The sequence below is a fragment of the Thiomonas arsenitoxydans genome, assembly GCF_000253115.1.
GTDB lineage: Bacteria > Pseudomonadota > Gammaproteobacteria > Burkholderiales > Burkholderiaceae_C > Thiomonas > Thiomonas arsenitoxydans.
Genome location: NC_014145.1, coordinates 1,420,188 through 1,439,162 on the forward strand (window position 1 = coordinate 1,420,188; position 18,975 = coordinate 1,439,162).

Here is an 18,975-nt window from a genome sequence, read left to right on the forward strand (position 1 = left end):
TCAAAATTCCATCGGCACGAACAGGCTGCCGAGTCAGAGGCAGTCGGCTGGCCGAGCGTGGCGCGGTCATAGGCCGCGTTGTTCATCGCTTGCTGGCAGTAAACATGGGCCTGAACGGCTTGCTGGTCGGCGTGTTGCTGGCCGGCATGCAAGACGAATAGCCAGGCTGCGAGCAGCCCAGTTGCGGCGGCCACAATCAGCCCGAGGAATGTTGTTTGCCCCATAGTGACTCCTTTCAGTCGTTGGGTTCAGTGAGCGGAAGGCTCACGCCGATTCCCCCTGGCCGCGAAATTCGCGCCAGATCAGGTAGTACCGGGCGGCTGCCCAGAAGAACAGTTCGCTGAACTCAGTGTCGAGCGCTCCGCGTGCGAGCATCTGCACGGCTACGGGGTCAGACTTATCCAGGCCGATTAGCCGCAGATGCGGCGCCAAGGCCGACTTGACGATGAGCTGCGCCACGTCCATGGCCAAAGGGTCCGCGTCGATGTGGTCGGCCACTTCGGCTCGGAAGGCCGTGTTGCCCTGCATGCCATCCCAGAGATCCACGGTGGCTTGGTGGATCGCCTGGTTGAGTGAGGCCAACTGCGCGTCTGTCAACGGGTGTTCGGTGGTGGTGTTCATGATGTAACTTCCTTTTAAGTGGTGTGGCGGCAAGATCAAGCCGCTTGCAATGATTTGGGTTCGGCCGTATCGCGAGCGAGGCGAACGGCCGCGAGAATGTCGGCCGGCTCGCAACCGCAGCAGCAGGACAGGCGCATGCCGGTGTCGGGCGCGAAGTTCACAAGCAGCGAGCTTGTGGACGCACCTTGATGCGCAGGACACCGGACATGCAGGGTCGCGTAGCTCAGTTGATCGATCCCCTGATCCTGGGAAATCAGAGCGAGCAGATCGGCGAGGTCATTCACGCTGCCATGGCGCATGACGGCACCTCACGTTGGGTCAGTGCTTCAAGCTGCTTGGCTGACACGTGGTCATACAGCGCGCACATCGAAATGCGGGCTTCCACGGGCATGCGCGCCCAGGTGGGCTCGGAGGGCGCCAGGGCGCACCACATCGGGTCCGCTCGCATCGTCTCGACTCGTCGCCCCAGTTCCCTCTCCAGATCGGCGTGGACGATGAAGTCGTCTTTTTTCAAGATTTCCGCCATCAAAAAGACTTGGGCGACGGGGACATCGAGATACTGTGCCGCGACCCGCAGCTTTTCGTGCGACATTTGCGGCACGGACTTCACGCCGGTCAGGAGACTGGACAAGTACGGGAACGAGACTCCCAACGCCTCGGCAAGTTGCTTTTGCGTATGGCCTCTGCTGCGGGCCGTGTTCCACAGCGCGACCATTAAGGCGGCGCCAGGGGTGTGTTTGGTGACACTCTTCATCAATGATCTCCGTTCGGTTGGCTGGGCACATCGCCCATGCGAGTACCCCTCTTTTGCGAAATTTGTTTTGGCATCTGGAGTGGGCATCCGGTCATTTGGTCTGAACCCGCAGGGCGCTCGGCAGGGGGGATGAGCGGGCTCGTGCAGCACCGCATCCCCCACAGCTCCGAGTCCCAGCAGCAGTCGCCGCAGCTATCGGGAGCCTGGGACTGCGCGCTTTGCATCAGCCCGCCGCCAGTGGGATGGCGAGTTGCAGGCCGACGAATCCAGATCCAGGTGGAATGCCGATCAGCTCACGCATGCGCGGGGTCTGGTTCGGCACAACGATCAGGTTGAATCCGGCACCGTCCAGCGCGGGGAAGCGGGTCTTGAGGATCAAGCCAACGCCGGGTGACACCTTGTGCCGCGTGTAGCCCGACACAAGCCCGCCCATCACGCCTGCGCGCAGATCAGCGCCCGCCCAGGCCACGGACCAGGGGGTGTAATCGAGCGCGTAATAAAACGACGTGCGGCGTTCACTGTTGCGATAGATGCCAAACATCATGCTGGCGTCGTCACCGAGCAGGGGTTGGTCGATCCCGATGCCAGGGTTGTCCTGGCTGTACTGGTGGCGGGCATAGCTGGTGAGGTGGTAACTCGCTGCCGTGACATCGATCTCCATGGGAGCCAGGTGCGGCATGGTCAGGCCCGGCAACTCTGCAGCGTGGGCTGGGGCGAGCATCGCCATGGTGAGGTTGAGCGCCGCCAGAGCGAACAGCGCGGCGATGGCCCCGGCGACAGCTTGCGCGGCGGGGATGAGGCGTTTTTTCAGAGAGGTTTTCATGGTGAGTCCTGATGGTGGTTGGTATGGGCACGTCGCCCATGCGAGTACCCCGCAGGTGCGAAATCGCGGGGACTTGCGCCGAGCGCAGCGCACGGCGAGTCATCCGAAATCTGGGTGACTCGCTGAAGGTGTCCGTTGCACGATCACACAAAAAATTGGAGTTCGAGCCTGTGGTCACCAGGAGAAATCGGCACCCGCGCTGAGCCCCGCCTGGCCGTTTGACGATTCACTGATGCCGATCGTCCCAATGGCGTTCGGGTGAAACTCATGCGCGTAAGTGACGCCGAAGGCGCTGGCGTCGCCGTAGTGGCCGACACGCACTGCCACCCCGTTGTGCTTGCCCGGCGCAATTTGTGGCGCAGCCTGAGCGAGCGCTGCGGCGGCTGCCGCATCGGTGTAGGACTTGGCCTGTCCGACCGCTTGGCCAATGGCGTTGTTCAAACCTTGATTGAGTTGCTGCACATTCACCGCGTCGTGCGGGGCCGTGCCGGCAGCGACGTTGGTGATCTGGCGGCTCTGGCCGGTGGCAGAGTTTCCGACGCTGACGGAGTTGTCGCGGTTGGCGACACTGCCCGCACCGAGGGCGACTGAGTTATTGCCATTGGCGGTGGCTTGGTAGCCGAGCGCGACGGAGTTCGCGCCGGCGGCGTTCGCCTGGTAGCCGATGGCGGTGCCAGGGTCGGCATTGGCCTTTGCCCCCTGGCCGATGGCCACAGCTCCCACGGTGACAGGATCAACGCCTGTGCTGGGCGTGATCGACGCGCCACTACCGATGGCTACCGCCCCGGAATAGCTGCCCGTGTTGCCTCCCCCAGTTGCCACGGCGCCATTCCCTCCGGCCGTGTTCTGGAGAAGTTTGCCGTTGATCGTGCCAACTGCAGTTTGCAGTTGGCCGATGGCTTGGGTATTCGCAGTTTGCTGGGTCTGAATGGCTGCGATCGACGAGGTGTTGGACTGCGTAGCGGTCAGCGCCTGGGTGGCATCGCTCTGCGCAGAAGCTGCCTGTGTGCTGGCCTGCTGTGCCGTAGCCTGCGCATTCCCGGCCGCAGTCTGAGTCGCCTGGGCAGCGCTTTGTGTTTGCTGGATCGCTGACGTATTCGCCGCAATGGCTTGCGTGTTGGCTACCTGTTGGGTCTGGACGTTGCCAACTGTGGATTGCAGGCCGGTAATCGCTTGCGCATTGGTCTGCGCACCTGTCGCTGCCTGTGTGGCTGTGGCCTGCGCAGCTTGTGCGTTGGTTAGTGCAGTGCCGGCGGTCGTGACGGCATTGGCTGCGGCTGTGCTCGCCGCCTGGGCGGTACTTTGTGCGCTGGACGCGGCCGTGTTCGATCCCGTCACGCCAGCATCCAGTGCGCCGATCGCCCCTGCCACCGTGGCTTGTGCTTGCCCCTGGACGGTCATGGCCGCCGTGTTACCGAGCGTCGCCAAGTTGGCATTCGCGGTGGTGGTGGTATTTGTCAGTCCAGACTGCAGGTTGGCGATGTTGACCACGTTCGTTTGCTGCTGCGTTTGGACGCCAGCCACGCTTGACTGCAGTCCACTGATCGCGGTTGCGTTTGTGCTTGCTGTGGTCTGAGCCGCATTTGCCGTGGCCTGAGCATTGGCCGCTGCTGTCGATGCGCTGGAGGCCGCTGATTGAGCCTGTTGCGCGGTGGTCTGAGCGGAGCTTGCTGCCGTCTGCGCATTGGTCGCGGCTGCTTGGGCCGACTGTGCGGCGGTGTTGGCGCTACCGGCCGCAGTGTTCGCACTGGCTGCTGCTGCGGCTGCATTGGACACGCCTGAATTCAATGCTCCGATTGCGCTGCCGACATCGGTGTAGGTGCTGCCGTTTACTGTATAGATGGGCGCTGTGATGGCGCCTCCTGTGCCAACGGCGGCGCCACCGCCGAGGGCAGCTGCCAAACCAGTTGAGGACGACGCGGCGCTATTGGCGGTAGTCTGGGCGGCAGATGCGGCTGTAGCCGCATTGTTCGCCGTGGTCGAAGCACTCGAAGCGGCCGACTGTGCGGCGTTGGCAGTGGTCGCAGCGCTGCTCGCTGTCGTCTGCGCTGCCGATGCTGTCGAGCTGGCCGTGTTGGCGGTCTGCTGGACGGTGTAGAGCTGCCCGCCATTCACCGCATCAGTACTGCCGCTGGCGATGGTGCCGGCCGTCACATTGATGATTTTGCGTGTGGCACCGCTCGCCCCAATGCTGACGACATTTGATTGCCCGCCGTCATTGCTGCCGCTGCCGAGGGCAATTGACCCTGCACCAGTTGCGCTGGTTCCTGCGCCAAGGGCGACGGAATCGGTCGCACTGGCCGTCGAGTTGTAGCCTGCCGCCAAGGCGCTCCCGCCACCGCCGGTGGTTCCTCCTGCCGCAGCACCCGATCCAACTGCGATGGAGTAGCTGGCCGTCGCCTTGCTGCCCGTGCCAGCGGCGACCGAAGACATGCCGCTGGCCGTTGACGAACTCCCTGCTGCGAGGGAATTGCCGCCACTAGCATTGGCGGCTGTACCGACTGCAGTGGCAGCCGGGCCGACCGCGCTGGCTTTGTAGCCCAAGGCAGCGCCCGAATTCCCGGCAGTAGCGGTATTGCCGATGGCAGTGCCGCTGATGGACGTTGTTGAGGAGCCGTCGCCGCTGGCAATATTGCCACTGCTGTCCTGCTGGGTGACGTTGGTACTGGTAACGCCCGTGCCAGTTGCTGAGCCGCCTGTCGCCGCATGCGCTGGGTTTGCAGCGAGCGCACTGATAATTAGGCTGGCCAGGAGAGCCTGGCGCCAAGCTGGTTTCTGGAATTTCATGGTGACCTCGTGAGGGTGGATGACATCCGTACCCCGCACGTGCGAAATCAGCGAGCGGCCAGCCGTTGATCCGAAAGCTTCCCGATGGCCAGATAGCAGCCGGAACGGATAGCATGATGGGGGGAAACGGCCCTGGGTTGGGCATCAAAACACGCTAGATGAACACCCGAAAAGCGTGTGTAACCCCGCGCCACGATTGAAGTTTGCTTTGTGCTTTTGCATAAGCGCAAAGCAATTAGCGATAAGCGATAAGCACAAAGCACAAAGCACAAAGCACAAAGCACAAAGCACAAAGCACAAAGCACAAAGCACATGGCTGCCGACGAGCTTGCCGAGCACTACCTGACGAGTTTGGCGAATGGGACCGGGTTTCTCATCAACCCCCTGGTGTTCTGGATCCGGCCGGGGTCTGCGTTCCTACAGACTATGCACGCCGCTGCGCGGCGGCTGGGCTTCTTGTCTCTATATCTGAGCCTGGGTCAGGATCAGACTGACGACTCGGAACGGCAGCTTCAAAAGCTGATCGACAAGGCGCTGGGTTGGAGGGGAGCACAGCCATGGAATACCACCCTCGCGGGCAAGCTGGACCTCCTGCAGCAACGCAAGCGCAAGAAGATCGTGCTGCTGATGGATTGCGCGGACCGTGCGTGGGAGACAGAGCCGGGGCGGAACATGATGTACGGCCTTAAGGCCGCGAGGGAGCAGATGAACCTGGGGCGCGATGGGATTGGCCTGCTGCTGATACTGGCAGGGCCTGGCGAGGCTGGCCTTCGATGGCTAGTGAGGGGGAACGATGCCCCGTTCTTGGGTGCCTCGCTGAAGGAATTGCCGCAGGGTGTTGATGCTGGCTAGGGTGTTGTTCTGAACAACACCCTGTGCCGATCATGGCGGCGCCTAGGAAAGGTGTTGTTCTGAACAACACCCTGTGCCGATCATGGCGGCGCCTAGGAAAGGTGTTGTTCTGAACAACACCCTATGCCGATCATGGCGGTGCCTAGGAAAGGTGATGTTCTGAACAACACCCTGTGCCGATTGCGGGCAGACATGGCCACCTTCGCCCAGATCTGAATTGCGTTGTTGCAACCCAATGAAGGACGCCTAGCAAAGGCGGGAGCGTCCAAGCCACATTTGCTGGACGCTTCAGGCCAATGGCATTTCCACAGAGGAAAAGGACAGCCGATGGGCTTTGTGCAACGCTATCCTGGGCCGATCCCAAAGGGAAACCAAAGCGTCCGGCACTTGTGGCTTTTGAGGCGAAAACTTGTAGCGTTCCGGGACGTTTGTCGCCAAAACTGACAATTGCGCAAATTCCTACTAACTCCTGCAAATTGGTGAAAACCTCGGTCGCTGTCGCTCCCTGGAAACCACGGCCAACAAGGGCGGTGTCCGTGTTGCGGCCACTTGAAGTCGGTCCGGCCGCCGTTGCGCCTGTCGGCGCTGAGGTCGAGGTCAGTGATGCCCTATAGTGCCATTTCAGTTAGGCCGGTCTCGCCTTTGGCAATACCCGCATGGCCTGGAAGCCGCACCAATCCTCGATTTCCGGCCAAGCGCATTGTGATGGGCAGGATTTACGCAAATTTTTTGAGTACCGTGATTATGAGACATATCAAGGTACTGAAGTAACAAGGAGATGGCGATGGATGCTGCAATGCAGGCGGCGCTACCGGCCGCAGACAATTACATGCTGATCGGGTCGATTTTCATCGTGGTGGGCGTGGGGCTCGGAACCTGGATGAATTTGCGGCACCGCAAGGATCAGCAGGGAGGACGATGAGATGGAAGTAGAGAAAACCACCGACATCTATGGGCTTGCCCTGTTCGGGATTTGGACCGTTCTTTTGCTGCTCCTTTGGGCTTACATCCTGTATGACAGGCGGAAGAGCCGAAACCCAACCCGCCGACAGCTGCAGGCGCCCACAAGTGAAAAGGGAGGCTCACTGTCATGAGCCCCCTGACGGGAGTGGCGCTCGGCCTGCTGGTGATGGCCGCTGGGTCCATTGGGATGGTGCGGTTTGTGGTTTCGCACCTGAAGCCGAGGGATCGGGCCGACCGCGAACAGCATGGCAAGCATGCTCCTAGCCAGAGCACCGGCTGAGCGCCAAGTGTTTTGGGCGATCTGAATTCACACTCTCGCAAGCGCTGTTTGCATCGGATACAGCACTGGAACCAAAGTTGCCATGGTCTCTCAGCTCATACTTTCCCTGGTTGAGCCGCCGAGTTAATTTAGTTTCATACTTCGACACTTTTTCGATAACTTCCGGGTTCTGTATGTCCACCAAGCAACGCCCCCCAGACTCCATGCCCATCAACCTCAACAAGCCACAACAGTGGAAGGCCGACATCGCCCGGTCCGTCGATATGTACAACGACTGGTTCATGAAGTTCGCGCCAGTGGCGTTCCGCAGTACACGCGTTCAGACGACCAGAGACGTGGAGGCTGCCTTGGCGGCGACTGGCAACCTAACCAACATCAAGCCTGCGCTGCTGCGCCAGCACCCGGAAATCCTGCCAACCTTGCGCATGTCTACCTGTCCGCCGATTGCAGTTGACAGGCTAATCGGCCTAGCAGGAGTCTCAACCACTCTTGTAAAGAGTATGGAGCTCGACAAAAAGCTGCCTGTACGCATGCCCATCGTCGTGGCCGACGCCCAGCTCGTCAAGATCGGCACCATTATCGAGAAGATGGCCGATCCAGACATCTTTGTCTGGATCGGGCGCACAGAGGCCCCAACCGAGGTCGAAATCCACCGCGCGGCGACCATCGTCGCCGACCGCCTGTGCGGTGCCGTCGCCAATCCGATCATCCGAAACGCCCAGGAGAAGCGGCAACTCGCCGCAATCAAGACCTGGCTGGAAGCGCGCGGCTATAAGCAGATCCATGGCGGTGATGGCGTCAAGTTCAACGCCATGCAGCCTGGCACCTTCAGCTTTCGCATGAACGTGCCAGTCAAGCTCGAAGGGGGCGTCCAGCAGGTCAATATTCCGATTGATGCCGTCATCATGCCAAAGACCGCTAAGGCCGGAGACTTCCCGATTTTCTTCGAAGCCAAGTCCGCTGGCGACTTCACCAACACGAACAAGCGCCGCAAGGAAGAGGCTGTCAAGATGGCCCAGCTCCGCAGCACCTACGGTGAGCAAGTTCGCTTCAACCTCTTTCTGTGCGGATACTTTGACAGCGGTTATCTCGGCTACGAGGCCGCCGAAAGCATTGATTGGGTGTGGGAACATCGCATCGACGATTTTGCAATGTTTGGAATCTGACATGACCACCAAGCCCGACACGCTCGAAGAGCAACGCCTCGCGCTGCAAGCAGCCCTCGATGGGAAGAAGAAGCAGGCTGAGCGTAATCGCCTCGGGCAGTTCGCTACTCCAACTGCGCTCGCGCGCGACGTTCTGACCTATGGGCTTTCGCTCACGGCAAAGAGCGAACCGTTGAACTTCTTTGATCCTGCCATCGGTACGGGCTCCTTCTATGCAGCCCTGATGTCGACGTCAACAGGACGACGTATCGCCGCCGCCCATGGATTCGAGATTGATCCTCACTACGGCGAGCCTGCCCGTGCTTTCTGGCATGGCACACCGCTGCAAATCACCCTCGGGGATTTCACGCGGGCCGAGCCCCCCGCGATTGGCAAGCCGAATCTGTTGATCTGCAATCCGCCCTACGTGCGGCATCACCATCTCGAACCGGCGGATAAGGTGAGACTTCAGAACCTCGCGCGTGATCGAGCGAACCTTAGCCTCAGCGGCCTCGCCGGACTCTACTGCTACTTTATTGCCCTCGCACATACATGGATGGCCGAGGGGGGCCTCGCCGGGTGGTTGATCCCGAGTGAGTTCATGGATGTGAATTACGGGCGCTCGCTCAAGGACTATTTGCTGCGTGAGGTCACGCTTCTGCACATTCATAGATTCGACCCGAACGATGTCCAGTTTGACGACGCGCTTGTGTCTTCAGCTGTAGTTTGGTTCCGAAATGAAAAGCCTCCAGCTGACCACAAGGTGATGTTTTCCTATGGAGGCACCTTGCAGGCTCCTGTCATCATCAAGAAGATCAATGCGCAAGATCTTGAGAAGGCTGACAAGTGGACGCGCTTCCCAAAAAACGACCCCGCAGCCGAGCACGATGGTTATCGGCTCGGCGATCTCTTCGCCATCAAACGCGGTCTCGCAACTGGTGACAACAGTTTTTTCATCCTTGACGAGGCGAAAGCAAAGGCGCTTCATTTGCCCCCGCGCTTCCTTAGACCCATCTTGCCTAGTACGCGCTACCTCAAGGTTGATGAGATCAGCGCCGACGAGAACGGTGTTCCGCTGCTAGACAAGCGTCTGTTTCTCCTCGACTGTAACTTGCCCGAAGATGACATTCGCCGCGATTTCCCAGCTCTATGGGACTACCTGAAGACAGGTCTTGCGCATGTTGCGTCTCGGTATCTGTGCCGTTCGCGGCGCTATTGGTATGCGCAAGAGAATCGCAAGCCTGCCCCTATCGTCTGCACATATCTAGGGCGTAGTGACCATGCTGGCAGGACTTTTCGGTTCATCCTCAACGAATCTGACGCTACTGCGTCGAACGTTTATCTGTTGCTCTATCCCCAGCCTCTTCTTGCGAGGCAGCTTGCTGTGCGCCCGAATGCTATGCGCGGGCTTTGGGAGGCTCTAAACAGCATTAAAGCGGAAACGCTACTCGGAAGTGGTCGCGTCTATGGCGGCGGTCTGCACAAGCTCGAACCAAAAGAGCTTGCCAATGTCCCAGCTGACAACCTCGCCGCCCTCGTTGGCCTTGAAATCAAGCGGCACATGAAGCAAAAAGAGCTTGTTGACGAACTAGTCGCGTGAACAGGTTGGCCCACACACCATAGGCGGGATGGATATGGATATTTGGAGTATCGACAGACTGACGCTATTCTTATTTTTTGTGATTCCCGGTTTCGTCAGCCTAAAAGCTTATAGCCTAAATTTTCCCGGGCGGATTGTGAAATCGAGCGAGCAGCTTATTGAGGCTGTGACTTACAGTTGCATCAACTACGCATTGCTATCGCCGTTGGTCTATTTGGGTTTCAGGAACAAATTCTGGCTAGATCGTCCCATATTCTCGATCCTTTTTCTTCTGGTGATTCTTTTTGGAGGACCGCTACTTTTGGTCGTAGGACTGGCAGCGTTCAGACGAGCTAGGTGGGTACAGCGTTGGCTACCTCATCCAACCGAATACGCGTGGGACTTCGTATTCGGTCAGAAGACTCCATGGTGGATAATCGCCTCGCTTGACGATGGGACAAAGATTGGCGGACTCTACGGCCTGAAGTCTTTCGCCGCTAGCGGTGTCGAGAAGGGAGGCCTTTACCTTGAACAAGCCTGGGTTCTGAATAGTGATGGAGGGTTTGATCGGGAGAGGGAAAGTACCGGCGGTTATCTGATTTCGGCCGATGCGATCAAGACGCTCGAATTTTTCAATTGCAATTTGTAGCTACGTGTAAAGAGGAGGGAAAGGATGCCAACCAAGCCAATCAAAGGAATTGCCCAAGACGGGCATGTGCCACTGATGAAGGGTTATGTTCCACTGAAGGAAGGTCACCAGCCTGTGCTGAAACCTTCCGGAGGGCATCAACCATCGACCAGTCAACAAAAACCATTTGTTCCAGCGCCGCCGCCAAAAAAACCATAAAGTGATCTGTCGGATGCATCGGATATTGATCCTGCGCTTAGCGTGAGGCAGTTTCTGTATAAATTTAGGACAAATTGACGTGACGGACGACCACCGCATTGAAACTTACAAGGTCACACCTTGTCGATCGAAGGTTTCAAGTATTCCATCCTTGTGAATGGCGGGGCCGCTGTTGCATTGCTGGGCTTATTTGGGCCGCCGGCGGCTCCATTCTTCGTTGGGCTATGTCAGTCCAATGCAATTCGAACGGGCTTGGCTTGCTGCCCGAAACAGGCAGGCTGCATAACGGTCTCAGCTATAAGTTCCGAAACTCGCGGGCAAGGTCAGTCGGGAGCGTAGGCTCCGCCGATGAATTGTGGGATTACGTGCTCGATACTAGACATCGACTCGTCGATTTCTTTGATGCGGTACATGCATCGGGGCATCTCGTTCTCCGTGGTGTTGCGACCTTGGTACGCTATTTATGTCTCGCTTTTCGACCAAGGGTTCATCAATGAATTTTCCACTGAATGAGGCGATCGAATTCAACGGTCAGTGGTGGCTACCCTCCAGGGAAGGCGGCGAGCCGCCGCGTATCTGGAAGCCAGGTGTTCTAACTTGGAAGAATCGCGACGCGACGCTCGAACTATTCAGTCCGTTGACAGAAACGCGCGGCTCTGTAATAGCACTGCAGGAACGTCGCTACCCAGCAATCCACGGCATTAGCACTCGCAGTGAACATGTGAGCATTCTTGATGGGCTCTCGATCCCGGCAGGATTTAACTTCGGGTCGGCTGGCCTCCTTGAGAGAGAAACGGTACGGTCAAGTTGGGTGGCTGTTGGCGCGCACGTTGACGAGACCACACAGTACGGCGAGCTGCGCGTACGGGTACCCGGCCTTGATTTGTGGCTCGGACGTGCAAACGTCACGTCAGACTACGCGGCAGAGCAGACCGGGAAACCGGCCACTGTGGTCTATAAGGTTGCCCTCCTGCCAAGCGAAGAGATGCACATCAAAGCGGAGCCTTTGACGGTGAGCTTCGAGATTGGTAGCTCCCATAAATGGGGCACCGGAAAAATCCGAGTCGATACTTCGGCTTGGCTCAGAATCAAATCGCCGACACCGAACTCGTTGGATTGGCTTTTGGAACAGTTCGGCAAAGTGTCGACACTACTGACGTTGATCGCGGGAGCCCCCATGGGGCCGGATTGTCTTATCGCGAAGACCTGGGACGGCACCGATCTTCAAGTGTTGGTTTCACTTTCTGACGATAAGACTTGCGACCTAGACGAACCTTTTCATTTTTTTCTCACTCGGCCGGCGACGGGTTGTGATCTTTGCGTCCTGCTCAATCGTTGGTTCGACGTCAATCGAGATGTAGGCCAGATCAGTCAACTTGCGCGGGGAGTCCTTTCCTCAAGTGACTTGTGGCTGCATGTTGAGTTCGCAACACTTATGCAGGCACTGGAAGGATTCCATAGGGCAACAATGGATGGGTTGTATCTGCCAGAGGAGGAATATGAGCCCTATAAGAAAGCTCTGATCAGCGCCATTCCCGGCTCTGCGCCGACAGGCTTGCGTGATGCCCTGAGATCGCGAGTTCGGTACGGAAACGAGAAGTCGCTGAGGACGCGATTGCGAGAGCTTGCCAACCGGATCGAGCCTGACGTGATGTCCCTGCTAATGGGCGGTAAGCCTGAGATTCCGGGCGCATGGGTGGACACGCGAAATCAGTACACACATTGGGATGGTGATGTCGGTCCAGCCATTCTCCAAGGCATTGAAATGCATCGTGCGAGTGTGCGGATGCGGCTCTTCCTGCGTGTGTTGTACCTACACCTTTTGGGCATTTCACCGGAGGCGATGCTGAAGGCTTTAAACGGTGCGAATAGAGAGTCCCAGTATCTCCTGCAGCTCAACGCAGTCTTGCATCATCAGAATAATCCAGAATCGCAGGCCGGCGGATTTATGAGCATCACAGTTCAAGATCCATAGCCGTCTGCAGTTTCACTGATCTCTTCCAGGACGCAATCTGACGACGTTAGTGAGTGAGGAGGAGAGAACACCGCCGAGTCTTCTGTACGCTGCCCTATGAATTAATATATGAAAAATATCGTTGCAATAATTTTTCTTATTGTAAGAATCTCTTCTATTAATAAAATAATTTGGGTTTCATTGCTATTAGCTTTTTTATTCTCTATTTTTTATATAATAAAATATCATATCCCAACCTCGGTTGAAGGAGCGGAAATAAGCGTATTTGCTTCAGGTGGATGCACTCAAATTTGTCAAAACGACGCCACGAAAGCTCTCAGTGATTGGGAAAGTTCAATCACTGCAGATCCTTACCAAATTCCAGCTACACCGGCAAGTGCTCTGCCTCCATGGATCAGTGAATGCGTGCAGAAGTGCCAGAATCGTGGTGTTATTGGCAATTTGGCGTATATCAGGAAGGGGATGAAAGCAGTTGGAAATGGCAAATAAGCGAATAATCGCTTCTGCAAATTGATTATTCAGACCTCGCTGCGCCGGATGGCGCCCCCTGTCCTGCTCAAACGCCGCGAAGTCCTCATTGGGCAGCCCGATCTTCCGACCCAAAACCGTAAGCGCATCGCCCGCATGCAAATCCTTCATCAGATTGTCCACGCTGGCGAAGCGCTTGCCTCGACCGGACTCAAGTTCCGCCATCGCTTTGCGCCTGGTCGCATTTGGAACTTTGATTTCGAAGGGCATTTGCCTAGCTCCTTCAATCTTGAACTGATTCGCTGTGGGGAGACTCCGCATTTGAAGCGGTGCCGCCAACGACGCCACGGAATGCTTCAGCAAACCCCTGCGGGTTGACATCGATGCGCAATTTTGGGCCTTCAAGCGTTTCCGATTCCGTATCCACAAAAACGCTGAAATATTTGCATCCGACAGGCACCTCGACGCCGCCGAGCGAAAAGCCAGCCATGACGACTTGTCGAGTCGAATCTGGCCGGGAGTGCAGTGCAACGTCTGATTGGGCCGGTGGTGACTCCGGCCGAACCTCCATTAAGAGAAACCCGTCATCACGCGTGATGCGGATGCGCAGACTCTTGAACGGCCGCTCGACTGGAGTGTTGACCCAAATGTAGACGGCCAACCTGGGAAGAACGGTAGGTAAGGCCGGAAGCAAAATGCCTCCCGTAAAAACGCCCATGAAGGAAGGCTTGTTGCCAACCTCTAGGCGAATGTCGTCACACCAAATTGCGTGAACGTAACGATCGGTCATTTCTCGGCCCCGTCCTGCAATGATTGCCGCGTGTTCGACCACGCCTCGGCAAATCGATCCAGCCCAACGCCGAGCGCGGCGGCGAGAGTCATTGCGACAGTCAACGTGGGCTCGTGTTTGCCGGACTCATAGCGCGAGACGTGAGGTTGCTCCCACCCACATTTTTCGCCGAGCTGACGCTGAGACAATCCAGCCGCCAATCGAAGCGACGCTAGCGTTGGGCGATCTTGATAGAAGTTTTCTGCAACCCACTTTCGCCCCTCCTGCAACTGGGCGGCTGAATCTGCGTTCTGGTCAAGCTCGTCTAGCAACTGGTCGAATGCCGAAAATGATTTCCGGCTCGCCTCTGGGGGCTGTAGCGCTTCAAAGTGATAAATCTGGCACGGCTCCGTGTTGGCGGGAGGCGGTGATCCGAGGCGATTGAGCCAATGGAGATCACCGTCAACCGCGATGAGCGCTACCGAGGGATCAAGCACGCGGGAATTCTTCTCGAATGCGTCTGATAACGCGCTGTCGGATCGGATGAGTTGGGTCGTCATAATCAATGGCATTTCTCGGTACGATGGCCATGATGTTGTAGCTTTGATCAGGCCAGTTGTAGCAATAAATCAAGCGATATTTCAGGCCTTGGCGCTCCAAATCCCAAGACTTGACGCGCCAAACTGGCAGTCGTTCGACGTTTTGAACGTCGTTCCATTTCATGACAGAGATTGCTCCCGTGCGATCACTGCCATGTCCATGGTCCAGCAACTTGCCCACCAACGCAGGATCAGCGCGTAGTTGCTGAACGAAAGCGGCCAGACGTGCAAATCCATCGGGATCACCTGCCCGTATTTGTACCAAGTCGTTCGTGGCGTCGTTGTGGACTCGAATCAAAGGATGATACCAACTATGGTATGTCTCGGCGCATTCGTCAAGGATCAATCGGCTGCCGGTGAGCCCTTTGTTGGATTGTAGATACGCTTGTAGTGGTGTTTCGATGCCGTCGTGTAGTCAGTACGCGGATGGCATTTCTCGCCACGCCCATCCGATGTGAGGATGGGACGGATGTTGATCTGGTGCATGAGCCTGACAAGGTGTGGTCTCAGCCGAGCCTTGAAATATGCCGCATAGAGCCGCTTTTGCCAGAAGCTAGGCTATTTCAGGTGCTACTTGGCACACTGAGGAGCGTGGTCGTTTTGGATTGTGCAATCCAAAGCGACGCGACGGTGAGTTATGCATTGTCCAGCGTTCAGGCGTTGTTCTGATGGTCGTGTAGTGAACAGCGCTCTGGACTTGTCCACGTGTAAACGCTCAAATTCCGCTGTTTGATGATCCATCCATGCATCAACACTCGCAGGCTTGTTCACGTGCAAACGGTCAGGGCTGAAACTGGGGAACTTCTCGGGGAACTTTTATGGGAATGCAGGGGCACAATAGGGCATTCTCCAGAGAGAACAACACCCCTTCGCGCCCCTGAAGGCCCCTGCCAAATGGGTTCGAGTCCCATCAGCCACCCCAAAACACCCCAAGTTTTCTGTAACGCCTTGATTTGTATATAGGTAAAGGCGTTTTCCGACTTTAGCTAAAGTCGGTTGCTACACGGTCTGTCACACAACTTCCCAGTGGAACGGACCCATGAAAGCAATAGCAGAAGGCCTGTATCAACGCGGCAAGGGCGGTACTAAATACGTCCGCCTCCGCATCCCAGCTGCCGCTCGGCAGGCATATCCCAAAAATCAAACCCACGTCGTGCGTAGCTTGCGCACTGCAGACCCACGTGAGGCGAAGCGCCTTTTTCGTGCAGAAGCTGCCCGCATCGAGGCGGAATTCAAGGCTGCGACCGAGAAAGTGAATCAGATGCAGCCAGTGCCATTGACGGTCCGGCGCGTCCGAACGCTGTCTGATGCGCAACTGAAAGCAGTCTGCAATTACTGGATTCGGTCCGTTCTTCTGACGGATGAATGGCAACGTAGTCAGGGATTGCTGGACGATGAGGATTTCGAGGACCTCGGCGCCAAGCTGATTGAGCAGCGCAGAGACCTGGGCCAAAAATTGGCCCAAGGGCGTAGTGACTACGTGATGCCCGCCTTGCACGCCTTTCTGTACTGTTGTGGTCTCGATATGGACTTTTCTCAAGAAGAGGCGCAGCGGGTTGGATATGCCTTTCTGAGGGCCATCGTGCAAACCTTGGACCACCAACTTGCACGCCAGCGCGGCGAGGTTGTGCCGACGGATGACGTTGCGCCTGATGCGCCACATCCTGCCCTCATCACGAATCCAAAATTCGTGATTGGGCCGACATGGGCGGATGTGTTTGAGCTCTGGCGGGGTTTTGTGCCCAACAGGCCAAAAAGCACGGCCATTGCGGCGCAAACACCTTGGCGCGACCTGGAAATTTTCGCAGCAAGGCAGGGGGTCAATGGCCCCCAGCAAGTCACGCCGGTTTTGATGAGCGCATTCGTGGACGCGATGAGGAAGCGAGGACTCGCCGTAAAAACCATCAACGAACGGTTGAACAAGGTCAAAGCCATCTTCAAAATCGCTGTCGGTAAGCACAAACTTCCGTCGAACCCTGCTGCCGACACCTTGGGAGCCAAGCTAAATAGCCTAGAGAAGCGGCAAAAGCGTCGATTGCCATTCGACAACGACGATTTGCAGCAGCTTTTTGGCTCACAAGTTTTTGTCGAACACAAGCGTTCGCGGGGGCAGGCGGGGGAGGCAAGCTATTGGATTCCGGTCTTAATGTTTTACACGGGCGCGCGTCCTGAAGAACTGGCCGGACTTGCCGTCGGCGATATCTGCCACGACCAAAAATATGGTTGGTATTTAAACCTCATTGACCAGCCGTCGATTGAGGATGATGTCTTCGATACCATTCCAAATAGCCATCGCCGAACCCTCAAGAACGCGCCGTCAATTCGCAAAATTCCCATAGCTCAACAACTGATAGACCTTGGGCTGCTGCGATACGTCGAATGGATAAGAAAGGAAGGCCATGGGGTTCTATTTCCCCGGTTGAAGCCTGATTGGCATGGCAAGTTGTCTGGCGCATTCTCAAAGTGGTTTGGGCGTTACAAGAAATCTGTTGGAATCGGCAATCCAAAGAAGGTCCTCTACTCGTTCCGGCATACGATGAAGGACCTACTTGAGCAGGCGCAGGTCTCCACGAAATATCTTCAGAGAATCCTCGGGCACACAAGCGGTGATGGCGCCGTGACTGATGGTTATGGTTCTGATGTGCCTTTGGAGGTCCTTTTCGCACACTTCTCCAGGGTTCGATTCCCCAGCGTCCCAATAACCCCATGGAAACCGGGCACCGGGGGATGTTCTTTAAAAAAATCGGAGGGGAATTAAATAACTCGGCGGGCCGGCGCCGAGTCTGACACGGGTCTGCGTCAGAGAATGAATTTTTTAAGGAAGCAGGGCCGGCCCATCCTGTCCTTTCCTCGACTCCAGCAACGACCTCGGCAGAGGCCCCCGCCACTGAGCGGGCTGTATGAGGCGTCCGTGTCGTTCCTTGGGGAGGAGCGCTCCGTTCAGCCCATACTGTCCATCTCGCCGTCAGAGTGTTCTGCGGCTCCTCCGTCGCTGCCGGATTTCACGATAAATTTGGCCTCTGAAACGTATAGCAACGGGATTTCAGCCAGATAGTTGCGTTGGTCCGTCACAGGCCACCCGCGACGAGCCAGGTCATCACGAAGCTTATTGACGAACGCGCGGTTACAGGCAAATAGCACTCTCGACAGTTGCATATCGCCAGGCAACGGCGCCAAAGCCGTGGCACCTGCCGTGTGCGATTTTCTAATGGTCAATAGCCAGGTCAAAAGTTTGTCATAGTCTGGCCGGTTACGTCGGCTACGCTCGACCTCGACCCACACCACATTCTTTCCGTCGCGTACCAGGATGTCGGGTATTTTGCCGAGGATGCCTGCTTTGCCGCCGAACCATTGTCCTTTCGCAATCTCATATTCGGTCGCCACGCGATAGCCCTGAAGCGTTGCCACAATCGCCAACTCGTTGGCTAACCGCCTATGGTGGTAATAACTCAAACTCACGCGGCGTAGCTGGTCCTTGCCCGACCGGGCCGGGATTCCTTGTGCCAGTAAAGCGCGAGCCCCCGCTTCGGATAGCGCATACAACATACTGCCGTCTGGCCCCTTGGCTGAAATGACGGAATGCTGCGTGCGCAGTCGGGCGACCGAGCGCTGCGCCATGCGCAGGGCGCTCGCGGTGAGTTCGACCCGCTCCGGCAAAAATTCGCCGGGTCGTTTTGGCCGCCCCCGCATCCAGAGCAGCGCGGCAATATCGCGCGTGCGCAGCCAGCCATACTTATGCAGCGCTTTCAGAATGCGCTGCTCGTTCAGTCTGGCCATATCTTGTCCGTCGCGTTGCGTCATCTTCTGTCTTCCTCCTGACACGTATAGCGACAGCCCTGCCATGCATATCCCCATGCGCCTGGAGGCGCACGGGGGAGGTGAACACGGCGGACGACGCCACTTTTCCTTCGCTGGACGCTCAGCCGCGGCTCTTGCCCCTGGACGGAGCGCGCATCCTTTGAATCCGGGCGCCCACACCTTGGACACCGCTGGCGCGGCATCCAAGGCGCGGGAAACCCGGTGAACCGTTGCGCTGGACGCTGCACTGGCTACGGCTGCGCCTGCGGTCCGTCGCCTGTGGCTCGGACTCCACCGGGTTTCCCGCGCCTGCGGCTTGGGCGCCGGGGCTGCGCCCCCCAAGCTCCACCGGCAGCCTGGGGGCTGCCTGCCTGCGGCGCAGGGCTTCGCCTGTCTCCCTGGACGGTCGGCACCCTGGCGGGCTGCGTCACGCAGGCTGGAGCTTGGCTCCCCCCGCCGCAAGGCGGCCCGTCTGGGGCCGGGCGCACCTTGCGGGGCCGCGGGCTGGACGCCCTGGCCCCACGGCGCCGCCGTGGCTCCCCTACACACCCGGCTGCGCCCGGTGTTGCGTGCGATGCTTGCCGAGGCAACTGGCACCGTCTGCAAACAGACCGTGCGAAACGGCATGGTGACGAAGGCCGGTCGCATTCGCCCATCCCTTTCTCACTGAGCTCGTTCTGAGCCACCAAGGCCCGTGCTCGGGTTCGACCGGGCC

Annotated in this window: 18 protein-coding genes; 7 read left to right on the plus strand and 11 right to left on the minus strand. The window is 57.7% G+C overall.

The annotated features are described in order from the left end of the window. Positions 1-264: 264 nt before the first annotated feature. From THI_RS06560 to THI_RS06580, 5 genes are all read right to left on the minus strand, one after another. Positions 265-621 (minus strand): hypothetical protein, encoded by a 357-nt coding sequence (locus THI_RS06560; protein ID WP_013105455.1) that lies wholly within the window; start codon positions 619-621, stop codon positions 265-267. A 35-nt stretch (positions 622-656) separates the two neighbouring features. Further along, positions 657-920 carry a hypothetical protein gene (locus tag THI_RS06565; RefSeq protein ID WP_013105456.1) on the minus strand — a complete coding sequence of 88 codons (264 nt, stop codon included), beginning with the start codon at positions 918-920 and terminating at the stop codon, positions 657-659. Continuing rightward, positions 902-1,375, minus strand: a complete 474-nt coding sequence (locus tag THI_RS06570; RefSeq protein WP_013105457.1) for a helix-turn-helix domain-containing protein — start codon at positions 1,373-1,375, stop codon at positions 902-904. Before THI_RS06570 ends, THI_RS06565 begins: the two co-directional genes overlap by 19 nt. A 223-nt stretch (positions 1,376-1,598) precedes the next feature. Then, positions 1,599-2,198: a hypothetical protein gene (locus tag THI_RS06575; RefSeq protein ID WP_013105458.1), complete on the minus strand. Its 600-nt coding sequence runs from the start codon at positions 2,196-2,198 to the stop codon at positions 1,599-1,601. Between the two features lie 174 nt (positions 2,199-2,372). Continuing rightward, positions 2,373-4,523, minus strand: coding sequence for a YadA family autotransporter adhesin (locus THI_RS06580; RefSeq protein WP_176140470.1), 2,151 nt, complete (start codon positions 4,521-4,523; stop codon positions 2,373-2,375). 774 nt (positions 4,524-5,297) lie between these two features. Between THI_RS06580 and THI_RS06585 the strand changes: the two genes are divergently transcribed. The 5 genes from THI_RS06585 (at position 5,298) to THI_RS06600 (ending at position 10,453) form a co-directional block, all read left to right on the plus strand. Further along, complete coding sequence (locus tag THI_RS06585; protein ID WP_013105461.1) at positions 5,298-5,837, plus strand: hypothetical protein; 540 nt, start codon at positions 5,298-5,300, stop codon at positions 5,835-5,837. Positions 5,838-6,621: 784 nt separating this feature from the next. Next, positions 6,622-6,759 (plus strand): hypothetical protein, encoded by a 138-nt coding sequence (locus THI_RS18790; RefSeq protein ID WP_156515502.1) that lies wholly within the window; start codon positions 6,622-6,624, stop codon positions 6,757-6,759. A gap of 524 nt (positions 6,760-7,283) precedes the next feature. Beyond that, positions 7,284-8,246 (plus strand): XamI family restriction endonuclease, encoded by a 963-nt coding sequence (locus THI_RS06590; RefSeq protein WP_013105465.1) that lies wholly within the window; start codon positions 7,284-7,286, stop codon positions 8,244-8,246. Position 8,247: 1 nt separating this feature from the next. Continuing rightward, positions 8,248-9,825, plus strand: a complete 1,578-nt coding sequence (locus tag THI_RS06595) for an Eco57I restriction-modification methylase domain-containing protein (protein ID WP_013105466.1) — start codon at positions 8,248-8,250, stop codon at positions 9,823-9,825. 34 nt (positions 9,826-9,859) lie between these two features. Then, positions 9,860-10,453 (plus strand): DUF6338 family protein, encoded by a 594-nt coding sequence (locus THI_RS06600; RefSeq protein WP_041609179.1) that lies wholly within the window; start codon positions 9,860-9,862, stop codon positions 10,451-10,453. 40 nt (positions 10,454-10,493) lie between these two features. On the opposite strand, the gene THI_RS18795 is transcribed toward THI_RS06600, so the two are convergent. Then, on the minus strand, positions 10,494-10,670 hold the full coding sequence (locus THI_RS18795; RefSeq protein ID WP_156515504.1) for a hypothetical protein: 177 nt from the start codon (positions 10,668-10,670) through the stop codon (positions 10,494-10,496). 474 nt (positions 10,671-11,144) lie between these two features. On the opposite strand from THI_RS18795, the gene THI_RS06605 reads away from it, so the two are divergent. After that, positions 11,145-12,626: an ApeA N-terminal domain 1-containing protein gene (locus tag THI_RS06605; protein ID WP_013105470.1), complete on the plus strand. Its 1,482-nt coding sequence runs from the start codon at positions 11,145-11,147 to the stop codon at positions 12,624-12,626. A gap of 333 nt (positions 12,627-12,959) precedes the next feature. Here THI_RS06605 and THI_RS19645 read toward each other — a convergent pair whose 3' ends face one another. The 4 genes from THI_RS19645 to THI_RS19080 are packed head-to-tail and all read right to left on the minus strand — an operon-like array spanning position 12,960 to position 14,808. Next, entirely contained in the window at positions 12,960-13,364 is a 405-nt protein-coding gene (locus tag THI_RS19645) for a hypothetical protein (protein WP_013105472.1), read from the minus strand. Positions 13,365-13,377: 13 nt separating this feature from the next. Further along, on the minus strand, positions 13,378-13,884 hold the full coding sequence (locus tag THI_RS19075) for a DUF6941 family protein (protein WP_013105473.1): 507 nt from the start codon (positions 13,882-13,884) through the stop codon (positions 13,378-13,380). After that, positions 13,881-14,360, minus strand: a complete 480-nt coding sequence (locus THI_RS06620; RefSeq protein ID WP_013105474.1) for a helix-turn-helix domain-containing protein — start codon at positions 14,358-14,360, stop codon at positions 13,881-13,883. The genes THI_RS19075 and THI_RS06620 overlap by 4 nt, the downstream gene beginning before the upstream one ends. Next, complete coding sequence (locus tag THI_RS19080) at positions 14,353-14,808, minus strand: hypothetical protein (protein WP_157096565.1); 456 nt, start codon at positions 14,806-14,808, stop codon at positions 14,353-14,355. The genes THI_RS06620 and THI_RS19080 overlap by 8 nt, the downstream gene beginning before the upstream one ends. Before the next feature lie 693 nt (positions 14,809-15,501). Here THI_RS19080 and THI_RS06625 point away from each other — a divergent pair. Continuing rightward, positions 15,502-17,220: a DUF6538 domain-containing protein gene (locus THI_RS06625; RefSeq protein ID WP_013105477.1), complete on the plus strand. Its 1,719-nt coding sequence runs from the start codon at positions 15,502-15,504 to the stop codon at positions 17,218-17,220. Positions 17,221-17,402: 182 nt separating this feature from the next. Here THI_RS06625 and THI_RS18060 read toward each other — a convergent pair whose 3' ends face one another. After that, a complete protein-coding gene (locus THI_RS18060; RefSeq protein WP_141130530.1) occupies positions 17,403-18,263 on the minus strand; it encodes a hypothetical protein in 861 nt (286 codons plus the stop codon). Positions 18,264-18,975 lie beyond the last annotated feature (712 nt).